This window comes from Burkholderia sola (assembly GCF_905400185.1).
Taxonomy (GTDB): domain Bacteria; phylum Pseudomonadota; class Gammaproteobacteria; order Burkholderiales; family Burkholderiaceae; genus Burkholderia; species Burkholderia sola.
Map to the genome: position 1 here is coordinate 3,393,936 of NZ_FR989675.1, position 12,739 is coordinate 3,406,674.

The following is a 12,739-nucleotide window of genomic DNA, read 5'->3' on the forward strand; positions in this document are numbered from 1 at the left end:
TGTCATGCCGTTGAACAAGCAAGACCTGATCGGTCCCGCATCCAGGTCAACCGTCGCTCTTCGGAGCGACTCCGCTAAAAGTTTTCGGATGCCGAGCATTGGCGCAAATTCGATTCCATCCGGAGAATTCGAACGCGGTCGCGTACCTGCCTCCATTGTCCTCATCACGAATTCCGTAATTCAGCTCAGGCTTCTCCAGGCTGAGCGGGCCATAGTCGGCAAGTGACGGATCATCCGAACGGGTCACATAGATAAAACGCGCGCGAACCAGCTGGCCGGCCCGATTTTTGTAGGTGACGTATCCGCAAATGAACGTGCGCGTGTAGTTCGGCGTCGAACTTATCCCGTGCAAATCAAGCGTGTTTTCGTATAAATCAAAAAAATCGATGTCTTGGGCATCGACCAATGCTGATTTGACCGCTTTTTCCGCAGCATCGTATTTCGCAGATGCACTTGACGAGCATCCAGCGAACAACACAAGTGCCGTGGTTAGCGCCGCTACGATGTGCCTTTCAATCATGCCGGAAATCCTCTTCGTCAAGCACCGTTAGCTTCGCACTGCCGAGTTTGCCATGTTGGCAGCAGGATTCTCGAGCCAAGCTGCCGCGTACATTCCGCCGTCGGGTTCACCCCTCCAGTCTTCGACCCGCGCTTTCGACCCATTCGGATACTCGCCGCGCTGCTGGGCCAACACGGTGTCTCCCCATCCGACAGGCGTCCCTGAGCGCGGTTCCGCGTAAAGATCATCGGGCGCGATCGCGGAAATTTGCTCGATGGCGGCAGGCCAGACAGGATCGCGACAGGTCGCATTCGCAATGATTCGCATGACGGTAAAGATCAGAATCAGCGGCATCATCAGCAAACGAATGAAGACCGGCGCGCGCATCCCGAAGCTATACAGAGAAAACAGGAACGACTCGCGTGGCGTCTCGCGCTGCGTGTGAAACAGCATCGGTTTGGGCAAACCGTTCGGCCCGCCGTTCATGTACGCGCACCAGTAGTTCCACTGCGCGAGTGCCATTTCAACCTGCTGCTTGCCGGTCCATTCCCGACCTATCGAGAACACGCGAGTGACATTGCCGTGGTCGTCGACCGTATAGTGCCGAATGTGGAAAATCGTGCCGAAGGACGTGTCTTCGCGGTGCAGACAAAAGATCGAATCTTCCGTCCACGGTGCTTCCCAAACGATGTCACCTTCGCCGGGTTTCGCGAAAAAGCGTCGTGCGCGAATCGCAAAAAGCTTGCGAGCTTCGCGATGGAAACGGATCGGGCGATAGCGGAGACCAAAGAACAGGCCGCGCCCAAGTTTCCAGACTATCGAACCGAAAAGGACGACAGGCACAATCGCTAGGCAATTAAATACAAACATCCAAAACGCAGGAGCTGGATCGGCGTGCGTTAGAAGATAGACGTATGGACCAATTCCCATACCCAAAAAGGCCAGTACAGCGCCAGTAATGAACCACTGCCGTTCGAGAAAAGACGGCTCGATTACATCCATATAAGTTGAATTGACGCTGAACGTTGCACCGAAATCCTGGACATCTGGACCAACGGCTCGATTGATCAGCAAGCGATGCGCCAGATCCCACTGTGGCACTGGTTTGCCGATACATTTTTTCATGACGCGCTCGTCCACCTGTTAGCCTCCCGCCGCCGAGTTAAATGCCTTGATTTCCGCCTCAAGCGAGTCGTAGTGCTCCCCCTTGCTGAACTTGCAGCGAGAGACCCAGTCTTTGAGCGCCGACGCTTTGAAAATCGCGATCGCGATACCCACTAAGATGGATAGGACCAAAGCAGGCCAGAATAGGGGCAGGCTGAAGAATGCAGCAACCGCAACGTATACGCCTAGAATCCCGCTGAAAGCGTAGAGAGTAGTCAGACCATATTCTTTATTGGCATATGCCTCTGGCATGTTCTTCAAGATGTCATACCCCGCTAGCACGATGCCTGCTAGCGCACCAAGGCCGCGCCCAACCTTCGCTCCGACTTCGGCCCATTCACTGGCACCGGCCCACTGCTTCATGATGAACGCCGATAGCGGATGAGCCGGCGCTTTCGCCACTGTTTCCGACGCGGTTTCGATGACGGTCCCGACGATCGAAACGACAGCGCCGACTGCCTTCAAACCGGTTTCGCCTTGGTTGAACTGATCGCTGCCCGCCCAATCCTTCGCCGCGAAGGTAAGCGTCGCCATCTGGAATATCACCGTCACGACGCCGAGATTGAACTCCCGGGCCGAGTTGAGCCACTTCTTGGCGGTATCCACGCCCGGAACCCTGACGGCCTTGATCGCGTCAGCCTCTAGCTTCCCGTCCCGAACCAGCGCGTCGACGTCCATCTCGTAGGCGACGACGTTCGGATCACTCGGTGGCGCCGTCCTCAGGACCTGTTTCCCGACCTGGGTCGCCGAGGCGCGCTGTTCGGTCCGGTTTCCGTCCAATTTGACGCCCAACTCCCGGGCTTGCTGCAACGCCCAGTCGCGAATGGCAAGTTTGCTGACTTGTGACGGTTTGAGTCGAACTCCGGACTGTATCGCCAAACGAATGGTCACGAAGCCGAGCGCGGCACCGCGCGTGGTCTTCGTGAGTACGCCGACGATCTGATTGGCGGTCGTCACGATGAGTCGATCGCGCAGACTGGCCGCGTTGCCCAGATTTTCGATCTTCTTGAACGCTTCCTTGTAGAGATTCAGGAAGTTCTCGTATTGGATATCAGAACCGTGCACCTGTGCGTCCGCCGCTTTTATCAGCGTGTCCTGATTGAACATCAGGGCGCGCACGTACAGATTGCGGATGTTCGAAGCCTGACCGTTCAGCCAGTCATCGAGCACTTTCTTGCAGGCTTCGGTGCCGACAGCGGCACCAATGGCCTGTGCGCAGGACTCACTGTATGCGTAGCCGCTCCGAAGGTCCTGCGAATCGTGAACGCCAGCCATCCATTCGGCGAGCAATTGCGACTTGAGCCATTCCGCATGCGCTTGCACAAGCGGCTGCCACTTCGGCTTGAACGCTTCGAGCGCTTGCTGATACTCCTGTGGGAAGCGTTTCAACGCCTCTTCATCGAGCACGCTGGTTCGCTTCCCATCGGGACCGACCTTGAACGCTGCGTCCTCCCACGCCTCGTTCGCCGCCTCTTCCTGCGTCGCGGGAACGTCCCCCGTCTTTCGGTCTTCCTCCTTCATCGCCTGCTCAAGACTTCCCGTCCTAATCCATGAGCGCATGACGTGAAAAAAACCGACCGCATCCGGCGCGACGGGAGCGCCGACCTTCATATTGACGGCATTGGCATCGGCGATGGTCTTCGAAGTTCCATAGGTCAGTCCAGTAACGGCCTTCGCATTCGCTCGAATTCCCGCTTCAGCACGTTGGAGCAGTTGCGCCGATGTCCACTTCCAATACATCTGTTCGTCGAAACCATTGTTCAGGTTGGGAACCGTCAGTTCCGCGAGATCGTTAGCGACGCCGACAGGGTCGTTGACCGCGACCACAAAGCCTTTCTTGTTCGGAGATTCAGCCATTGCATCACCGATTCGTTTGGCGACGTTGCGCTGACGTAGTCGGATCTCGTCCTTGGGTGGGCGGTTGCTAAAGCCGAACGCTGCCTTCATCGCCTGAGCATCCATCGCAAAATGCGCGATCTTGCTCTGCGTGGCTTGAAATTCGCCCGTATCGGTGGCGCCCCCGGCCAGCATCGCGGGAACGTTGATGCACTGCATATGCTGCTTGCGCCAAGCGTCTTCATTGATTTTGTTGTGTACGAGGTCCTTGGTCCACCGCACGTTCGACCAGCCAATCCAGAGATTGCTCGCCTCGTCACTTCCAGGCGTATGCTGAACACTGACACATCGCCCCAGCGACTCGAAGTCCGTTTCGGCACGTGCGATACAACTTTGAGTGAGTGCGCTTTTGGAGTCGCCCGGAGGTGGCGTCGTGTCGGGTGGGAAATACCAAAGACTGCCATCATCCAGAACCATGTAAGCGCTGAGCCGTTTGCGCTTCTCGTCGTAGGTGTATAGATAGCCTTGACGCAGCGCGCGTAACGTGAATTTGGCGGAGGCAACTGCTTGAGGTGCCCGACCGTCAATTTTGAAATTACCGGACAGCGCTGGGGCTTTCGCTGCGCCACGCGGACAGGCGATTGCGTACCGTACGGGATAGATCAGCAGCGATTGGCGATCGCACAGCGGGCAACCTTTGGTCGTCATGGTTTTGATCCTCGAGTTTCAGAGTCAAGTGCAATATCGAGTCGCAAGTGTTGCAATGCATACTCGACAAGCGCATCGACATCCATAGCGTGGCCGCTCAGAATCGCCTCACTGAACACCCTGTCCAGTGCGATGGGGAATTGCGCGGCGTGCTCGACAGACATGGTGGGTAGCCGGCGTAGCACCCGATCTGCGACTTCACTGCAATTGATGCGCGGCCATTGCTCGCGACGCGGCCAGCCGGACGGTTGATCGGTGTCCGCTGTGTCGGCGCCGGAACGCGTAACGCACCAGCGATGTCCGGCCCACGCGAACTGCCACGCCTGAATCGGGCCAAACAATGCCCGTTGCTGAGACGAATCGAGCACCGCGTGTGTCAGGCTCAGCACACGTGGATCGTAGTAACGCCAGAACGTGGGGTTACCGTCTGCGCCCGGACCGACCAGATAGCGTGCAACGTGTTCGCATATCGCGTCGGCGGGCGCATCGCTGCTGAGCCATGCGCACACCACAGGCGGGCGTTCAATATGTGTTTCTGCTACCCAGCACGCGGTTGCCAGCGCACGCGCTTCGTCGTCCAGCGCGGAGATATCGACGAGTTGGGGCATCAATTCCTCACGGTGTGCCAGCGCGCGCGGAGTACACGGCTGCATATCCAGTGCCAGCAGCTCAGGTGCATGAACTAGTGTCGTCGGTTCCACCAACAGGAAACCGTGTGTGAGCGGCCCCGAGAAGTTAGGGGCTGCTTGCAGGGGAGCAATAGTCATATGCCTTCGCTCATGTCAGTGCGACCGATGCCTGGCCAGCCTGGGCTGCGCCACTGGCAACCTGTTCACACAGATCATTGCCAGGGAAGTTGGCCGGCACGCTCTGCGGCCCCACCGTATCGTGACTGCCCGCATGGATCTTGTTTTCACCGGGCGTATAGCCCACGATGCCTTTCGCGCTGACTTCGAGCTGGCTGTTGCCGGCCGTCAAGCGAATGCCCTGCTTGGCGGTAATGTTGATCCAGTCCGTCGTGCTGATGATCGACAAGACCTTCTTTGCCAGCAGCTCCAACTCGTCGTTTTCCGCATGCACCTGCACCTTGCCGCTCGCGGCGATCAGCTTCATCCCCATCTTGTGCACGAACAGCGAGAACTTGTCCGATACGCTGGCGAAGAACGATTTGCCCGTCGCGACCGACATGCTTTCGCCGGCCGTCACGGCTACGTGCTGGCCGCCCGTGACGTGCGCGGTCGCGGGCGTCGTCACGGCGATGCCAGCCGCGCCGGCCAGCAGCAAGTGCGCTTCGTTGAGTTCCGGGAAGTCGCCCTTGTCGCTGTTGCCCGTCGCCCCCGCGCCCTGGATACCCTCCACCTGCGATTTCAGCGCATCGGCGATCGGTGTCTGGTCCGCTCCGTTGTCCTGCGCCTGATAGTGCTGCGCAAGCTTGCCAAGCTGCCCGTGTAACGTTTGTGCTTTGGTCAGTCGCGATGCGGGTTCGCTAACGTCCGAGAGGTGCCCCTGCGCAGCAGGACGCACCTCGGTGCTGATTACCATGCCCTTGCCGGAGCGAATCGCGCCGACCTCATCCGTACGCAGCTCGAAGCCCTCGCCCCGAGCATCCTTGCGCCCCTGCCAGTCCTCGATCCGGGTGATCTTGCCGAGCGAAAGTTGGCTCGCCGCATGGTCGGACCGAAGTTGCGCCTGAATGGCGTTCGCCGTGTCATCGAAGATCAGTTGATTGCTTCGGCCGGACGACGCGTTGCCATCCGCGCCGATCAGTTCCCGGCTGCGAATCCCCATCAGTGGATGCTCGTCCGGCAGCTTCCACGACGGCACGTTGCGCGCGTTCATCACGCGGCCCGTGATGATCGGGTGGTCCGGATTTCCATCGAGCCATTGCACGATCACTTCGGAACCGATACGGGGCAGCGCCGCCATCCCTTGGCCGCCGCCGGCCCAGCCGCTCGCGACCCGCACCCATGTCGAATACTTGCCGTCGCGATCCCAATGGAATTGAACCAGCACGCGGCCGTGTTCGTCGGTGTGGATGCTCGTGCCGGACTGGCCGACGACGGTTGCCGTCTGTGGCGCAAGGATCTTCGTGTCGATGCTGTTGTAGCCGCGCCCCGGCCGCCACGGCGTCGCCTTGGGGACACACGTGAACTCGTTGCGGTATTCCGCCAGCACGCCCGTGTCCTGCAAATAGTTGTTGGTCACCACGTGCCGAACCGAGACGATCAGGTATTCGTCGTCGTTCGGGTCGCGGCTCAGCGCCGAACCGTAACGGTCGGTCAGCTGGAACCAGCGCCCCGGCTGCACGAAGCGATTGTTGCCCTTCGCGTCGAAGCGCTTGATCGTCGCCTCGATTTCCTCCATTCGGCGATTCGCGATCTGATACCCATGCTCCATGTTCCGGTAGCCGTACGCGCCTGCGTACTCGTTCCATTCGAGCTGCGGCAGCGCGGCATCGGGACTCAACAGACTCGTTTGAACGTGGGTCGGCGTCGGCGTCTTGAAGTCGAAGCGGGACAGTTCCGCGTGCGTCGATGTCGTCTGCTGGAACGGGGACCAGCTCCGGATGCTGTTCGACTCTTCCGCCCCCTCGCCATTGTGGAAGCGGATTTCGTGAATCTTGCCGTCGATCGCGGGCGCGGGACGCGTCGGGTCGGAAACGGTCAGTTTGTGCGACGTGGCCGTGTGCTCGTACCAGTACAGGTAGCCCGCATGCTCCCAGCGCCGATGAACGTAATTGTGGTCGTCTTCATCGAACTGGCAGGCCATCGTCATGCGCGGATCGTCTTCGCCGACGTGCCACGCCCATTCCGGCAACACGCCGTAGTCCTGAAAAACCGTCGCTGTCTGGTCGTGCAGGTTCTGGTCGAGAAACAAACGATTGTGCTGGCTGTACTTCAGGTAGCGCAGCCACGGGCCTGCGTGCGCCTCATAGAATACCCAGCCGCCATCCGTGCGAACGTGCCGGAACGCGAAAATATGGCCGTTGAAATATCGCAGGCTTCCGTCGCCGCGCGCCAGACTGATCGTAATGCGCTTGCCGATGAAATCTTTCGGTGCAAGATGATCGTTATCCGACAGGATTTCGATCTTGTACGCGAAATCCTTCGATAACGCTTCAACCGCCTCGAATGCGTTCGGCAGCAGGATTCCGTAAGGCGCGTTATCGTCCGGAAAGCTGATTTGCACTTGCCGGTTGTATTGCGGGCCCAGCGCAAGGTCTCTCAGGGCCTGTGCCGTGTTCTGCATTGTTCTCGTCCCTCGGTCTGCGCGCGACGTGCCGGTGGGCTGCTCGTATGCCCCGGAATACTCCGGCAAAGGGGGACGGATGATGAGAGCATCGCGCCCATGCCGCGATAAGCTCAGACGTATACCACAAAGCCCCGCGACGACACACGGGAAGAAGTGTCAGGAATATTGAACGAATGCTAACGTGTCGTGCGGAGCGAGCGCCGTATCAGCGCCGACCAGCGTCTCCATCGAGACCAGGGCCGGCTCTTGAGATCCAACACCGTTACAGAATGTGAAGCCAGAAACAGACGCCCAACAAAATGGCTGATTCCAGTATTTTCCGCCCGATCTGACATCGCTTGGAACGTCTCGGACGAACACCTGCGGTCCCGATGTTTTTGTACCGTCAACCCGCGCTGCCGGGCGGCATTGCACCGCCCGCTCCCGCTCACACCACCGGCCCCGGTTCCTTCTCCTTGCGCAGGATCGCGTACAGGATGATCGCGCCGAACGTCGCGGTGCCGATCCCGCCGAGCCCGAAGCCGCCGATCTTCAGCGAGAAGTCGCCGGCGCCGAGCACGAGCGTGACGGCCGCGACGATCAGGTTGCGGTTGTCGGAGAAGTCGACCTTGTTGACGACCCAGATCCGCGCGCCCGTCACCGCGATCAGCCCGAACACGACGATCGACACGCCGCCGAGCACGGGGCCGGGAATCGTCTGGATCACCGCGCCGAACTTCGGCGAGAAGCCCAGCCCGATCGCGATCAGCGCCGCGACCGCGAACACCAGCGTCGAATAGATCCGCGTGACGGCCATCACGCCGATGTTCTCCGCGTAGGTCGTCACGCCCGTGCCGCCGACGCTGCCCGATACGATCGTCGCGAGCCCGTCGCCGATGAACGCGCGGCCGACGTAGCGGTCGAGATTGGTGCCCGTCATCGCGCTGACGGCCTTGATGTGGCCGAGGTTCTCCGCGACCAGGATCACCGCGATCGGCGCGAGCATCAGCATCGCGTGCGGATCGAACACCGGCGCGCGGAAGCTCGGCACGCCGAACCACGCGGCCTGCGCGACGATCGCGAAATCGATCGGCTTGCCGAGGCCCATGCCGTTGGTCGCGATCGCGTAGATCACGTACGCGATCACGAGCCCGACGAGGATCAAGAGGCGCTGCATCATCCCGCGCGCGAATACCGCGACGCCGCCGACGCACAGCACCGTGACGAGCGCCATCACCGACTCGAAGGTCGAGCCGGACACGCCCTTGACCGCGATCGGCGCGAGGTTCAGCCCGATCACCGCGACCACCGCGCCGGTGACGACGGGCGGCATCAGCGTCTCGATCCAGCGCGTGCCGATCGCCTGCACCAGCGCGCCGAGCGCGACGTACACGACGCCGCACGCGACGATCCCGCCGAGCGCGACCGGAATGTTCGGGTTCGGGCCGCTGCCGCCGTAGCCCGTCACCGCGATCACGAGGCCGATGAACGCGAAGCTCGAGCCGAGATAGCTCGGCACGCGCCCGCCGACCAGCACGAAGAACAGCAGCGTGCCGATGCCCGACATGAAGATGCACAGGTTCGGATCGAAGCCCATCAGCAACGGCGCGAGCACGGTCGAACCGAACATCGCGACGACGTGCTGCACGCCCATCGCGACCATCTGCGGCCACGCGAGGCGCTCGTCGGGGCCGACCACGCGCGAGGCCGCGCCGGTCGATTGGACCCGCCAGCGCGGGAAGTAGGAATCGGACATGGGAAAAGCGCTCCTGTCGGTCGTCGGTCGCCGGCTGCGAAGGATGCGCCGGTCTGGAATCTGGCGCGAGTTTACGGAGCGGAAATGGGGCTGGCAAGCGAACCGGCGGGCGGAGCCGGCCAAACGAGAACGCGGCAGGCCGCGCGAGAGAGCCGGTGCGCGACCGCGCGGCCCCGGCGAAGCGCCCGTCCGCGCACGATGCGCGGCTGGCAGCGGCAAGCACCGGCCGCGAAGTAAGCGTGCGCTCACATCGAAGCCGGCGCCGCGTGCATCACGGATTGATGTACTGGAACAGCGACAGGTTCTGCAGTTGCACGTACGCCTTCTGCGCGCCGGTCAGCGCGTTCTGCACCTGCAGGTACTGGCTGATCGTCGTGACCATGTTGGTGCTGGTCAGGTCCGTCAGGTTGCTGGTCGTCTGCAGCGACGCGGTCTGGGTGACGGCCTGCATCGCCTTCACTTCCTGCTCGCGGCCGCCGACGGATGCCTGGATCGTCGTCACGTTGCGCATCGTGTTGCCGACCTTGATCGACCCGGTCATCAGCGCGTTCTTCAGCGACACGGCCGCGACAGGGTTGCCGGTCACCGGCGTCTTCAGCGCCGCGATCATCGAGTCGAGCGTCGAGAAGATGTCGGCGCCGCCGCTCGCCTGCGGGCCGGGCGTCACGGCGAACGTATCGCCCGTGCTCGGCGTGCCCGATACGGCCACCGTCATCCCGCTGCCGAGCGCGATCGACGCACCCGACGTATAGGCCTGCGCGGGCGTCGTGGTCGGCGGCTTGGCCGAGTTGTCGGTCACCGTGTAGGTCGGCGCGGCGGGCGTGCCGCCGAACGTGATCGCGAAATGGTGATCGTTGGTCGCGGCGGACGGGTCCGTCACCGTCACCGCGCCGATCGCGCCGGTGCCGACGTTGCCGGCGCCGGCCGACGGAACCTGCGCGCTGCCGAGCGACGGCACGGACATGAACACCGCCGAACCGGTGTCGCCCTGCGACACGCTGCTCGAATCGGCGATCTGCACCTGGCGCGTGCCCGAGTCGCCGACGTAGCTGATGCTGCCGTTCGGGCTGGCCGTGAACGGCGCCGTCGAATTGTTCAGGCCGGCGAACAGGTAATTGCCGGCCCCGTCGTTCGAGTTCGCGAGCGTCACCAGCTGGTCGCGATAGCCTTGCAGCTGCGTCGCGAGCGCCGAGCGGTCGCTGTCGGCCAGCGAGCCGTCGCCGGCACGCACGATCAGCGTCTGCACGCCGGTCAGCACGCTGCTCACGCTCTGCAGCGCCTGGTCCTCGGCCTGCAGCGACGCGAGCGCGGTGGTCTGGTTGGTCGTGTACTGCGACAGCGTCGCCGACGTCATCGACAGCTGCACGGCCTGCGCCGCGCCGACCGGGTTGTCGGCCGGCGTCTGCAGGCTCGTGCCGCTCGAAATCTGCTGGTACAGCTGCGCGAGCTGCGCCTGCTGATCGTTCATCTGTGAAACGTTCAGCTGGAAGAACTGGGCGCTGGAAATTCGCATCGCTTCTATCCCTCGAATCGGGTCAGTTGAACAGGCCGAGCACGGTCTGGAACAGCGTCGCCGCCGTCTGGATCACTTTCGCGTTCGCCTGGTAAAGCTGCTGGTACTGCATCAGGTTCGCCGCTTCCTCGTTCTGGTTCACGCCCGACACCGACTGCTGCGCGGTCGTGATCTGGCCGACGAGCGAGGTCTGCGCAGCGCTCGACGACTTCAACTGGCTCGCCGTGTTGCCGATCGCGTTCACGTAGTTCGCATACGCGCCGGTCAGCGTCGTCGTGCCGCCGCCGAGCGCCTTCGCGGTGACGAGCTGCGACAACGCTTGTGCGTTGGAGCCGTCGCTCGTGCCGCCCGCGTACGGTCCGATCGTGAACGTGTCGCCATCCGACGGCGCGCCGGACAGCGTGACGGTCACGCCGTTCATCACGCCCGCCGGGGCCGGCTGCGTGGTGCTGTTGATCGTCAGCTTCGCGCCGGCCGTCGCGTTGTACGGCACGCTGTCGGTCGGGCTTGTGATCGTCACCGAGGTCGGCGGGGTGCCCGCGATCGTCACCGTGGTGCCGGCCGGGAAGCCCGACAGCGACTGCGACGCCGCGTCGTAGGTCAGCTTGGTCGGCGTCGTCGGCACCTGGTAGCCGGCGCTCACCGCGCCCTGCGTGATCTTTGCCGTGCCGATGTTGGTTTTCGATGCCGCCGCGACCACCGGCGACGCGGCCGCGATCGCCGAGCCGCTCGTGGTCGCGAGGCCGAAGCCGGTCAGCGCGCCGCGCGTCGGCAGCACGGTGAACTGGTCGCCGGCATTCATCGCGCCGGACGAGAACGAGAAGTTCAGCCCGCCGAGCGAGACCGGCATCGGACCCGCCTTCTGGTCGACCACCGACCCGCTCGCGCGGTCGGTCAGCGTGTAGTTCGTGCCGTCGTACGACAGCGTGTAGTCGCTCGTCGTCGGCTGCGACGCATTGGCGAACGACACGGACAGCGACGCGTTGCCGGTGTTGCCCTGATTCGAATAGACGGTCGGGTTCGTCACCGTGAACAGGTTGCCGCCCGGCTTGCCCGCCAGATCGACGCCGAGCGCGTTCTGCGCGTTGACCTGCGCGGCGAAGCTGGTCGCGAGCGCGCCGAGCTGCGCCTGGGCCGGGTCGAGCGTCTGACGGCGGAACGCGAGCAGGCCGCCGAGCGTGCCGCCCGACAGCGACGCATCCGGCAGCGCCTGGTTCGGCCCCTGCGGATTCGCGCCGGCGATGCCCTGCGACACGACGGTCAGCTCGCTCGGATCGGACGACGACGTGACGGTCGCAAGCTGGTAGCTCTTGTCGGCGACGACGAGCGGCTGGCCGCCCGCGAGGAATACGCTGTAGCCGCTGTCGTTGCGCACGACCTGCACGCCGGCGAGGCTCGACAGGTTCGACACCGCGAGGTCGCGCTGGTCCATCAGCTGGTTCGGCGGCTGCCCCTGGCTGCTCGCCGCCGAGATCTGCTGGTTCAGCTGCGCGATCTGCGCGGTGTACGTGTTGATCTGCGACACGGTGCTGGTGAGCTGCGTGTTCACGCTCTGGCGCAACGCGTCGTATTGCTGGCCCGCCGCCTTCAGCTGGTCGCCGAGAATCTGCGCGTTGCTGATCGCGGTCTGCCGCACCGACGGATCGGACGCATTGTTCGCGACGTTCTGCAGCCCGGTGAAATAGCTCGTGATCGCGGTCGAGATGCCGGCCGTCGGGCTGCCGACGTAGTTGTTCAGCTGGGCGACGAGCGAATACCACGTCGACAGCGCGCCGCCCTGCGACTGCGCACCGTTCAGCTGGTCGCTCAGGTACTGGCTGTACTGCCGTTGCACGGTGACGGTGTTCACGCCCTGCGGCAGGTAGCCGCTGCTGGTGTACTGCCCGCTCGCCTCGGCATAGACGGGGCGTTCGACCGAATAGCCGGGCGTCGCGGCGTTGCTGATGTTCTGGCCGGTCGTCGTGAGGCCCCAGAGCGCGGCATTCAGGCCGCTGACGCCGAGGTTCATGAGTGTGTTGGACATGCGCGATCC

8 protein-coding genes are annotated in these 12,739 nt (G+C 62.7%); all 8 read right to left on the minus strand.

The window, feature by feature from the left end:
* Positions 1-46: 46 nt before the first annotated feature.
* On the minus strand, positions 47-520 hold the full coding sequence (locus KR541_RS15675) for a hypothetical protein (protein WP_124631170.1): 474 nt from the start codon (positions 518-520) through the stop codon (positions 47-49).
* A 27-nt stretch (positions 521-547) separates the two neighbouring features.
* Positions 548-1,624, minus strand: coding sequence for a DUF6708 domain-containing protein (locus tag KR541_RS15680; protein ID WP_235356236.1), 1,077 nt, complete (start codon positions 1,622-1,624; stop codon positions 548-550).
* Between the two features lie 18 nt (positions 1,625-1,642).
* Positions 1,643-4,207, minus strand: coding sequence for a T6SS effector BTH_I2691 family protein (locus KR541_RS15685; protein ID WP_216089613.1), 2,565 nt, complete (start codon positions 4,205-4,207; stop codon positions 1,643-1,645).
* The gene (locus tag KR541_RS15690; RefSeq protein WP_216089614.1) at positions 4,204-4,974 is read right to left on the minus strand and encodes a DUF4123 domain-containing protein; all 771 of its coding nucleotides are present in this window, start codon (positions 4,972-4,974) and stop codon (positions 4,204-4,206) included. Before KR541_RS15690 ends, KR541_RS15685 begins: the two co-directional genes overlap by 4 nt.
* Before the next feature lie 10 nt (positions 4,975-4,984).
* Complete coding sequence (locus KR541_RS15695) at positions 4,985-7,456, minus strand: type VI secretion system Vgr family protein (RefSeq protein ID WP_089488896.1); 2,472 nt, start codon at positions 7,454-7,456, stop codon at positions 4,985-4,987.
* Positions 7,457-7,886: 430 nt separating this feature from the next.
* The gene (locus tag KR541_RS15700) at positions 7,887-9,194 is read right to left on the minus strand and encodes a solute carrier family 23 protein (protein ID WP_050014271.1); all 1,308 of its coding nucleotides are present in this window, start codon (positions 9,192-9,194) and stop codon (positions 7,887-7,889) included.
* A 271-nt stretch (positions 9,195-9,465) separates the two neighbouring features.
* Complete coding sequence (flgL, locus tag KR541_RS15705; RefSeq protein ID WP_050014270.1) at positions 9,466-10,707, minus strand: flagellar hook-associated protein FlgL; 1,242 nt, start codon at positions 10,705-10,707, stop codon at positions 9,466-9,468.
* Between the two features lie 22 nt (positions 10,708-10,729).
* A complete protein-coding gene (gene flgK, locus KR541_RS15710) occupies positions 10,730-12,730 on the minus strand; it encodes a flagellar hook-associated protein FlgK (RefSeq protein WP_050014269.1) in 2,001 nt (666 codons plus the stop codon).
* Between the last annotated feature and the right edge of the window lie 9 nt (positions 12,731-12,739).

What these genes read in the sequence shown, in the direction of transcription:
- KR541_RS15675 (WP_124631170.1), bottom strand. Translation starts at nt 520, where the DNA reads ATGATTGAAAGGCACATCGTAGCGGCGCTAACCACGGCACTTGTGTTG.
- KR541_RS15680 (WP_235356236.1), bottom strand. Translation starts at nt 1,624, where the DNA reads ATGAAAAAATGTATCGGCAAACCAGTGCCACAGTGGGATCTGGCGCAT.
- KR541_RS15685 (WP_216089613.1), bottom strand. Translation starts at nt 4,207, where the DNA reads ATGACGACCAAAGGTTGCCCGCTGTGCGATCGCCAATCGCTGCTGATC.
- KR541_RS15690 (WP_216089614.1), bottom strand. Translation starts at nt 4,974, where the DNA reads ATGACTATTGCTCCCCTGCAAGCAGCCCCTAACTTCTCGGGGCCGCTC.
- KR541_RS15695 (WP_089488896.1), bottom strand. Translation starts at nt 7,456, where the DNA reads ATGCAGAACACGGCACAGGCCCTGAGAGACCTTGCGCTGGGCCCGCAA.
- KR541_RS15700 (WP_050014271.1), bottom strand. Translation starts at nt 9,194, where the DNA reads ATGTCCGATTCCTACTTCCCGCGCTGGCGGGTCCAATCGACCGGCGCG.
- flgL (WP_050014270.1), bottom strand. Translation starts at nt 10,707, where the DNA reads ATGCGAATTTCCAGCGCCCAGTTCTTCCAGCTGAACGTTTCACAGATG.
- flgK (WP_050014269.1), bottom strand. Translation starts at nt 12,730, where the DNA reads ATGTCCAACACACTCATGAACCTCGGCGTCAGCGGCCTGAATGCCGCG.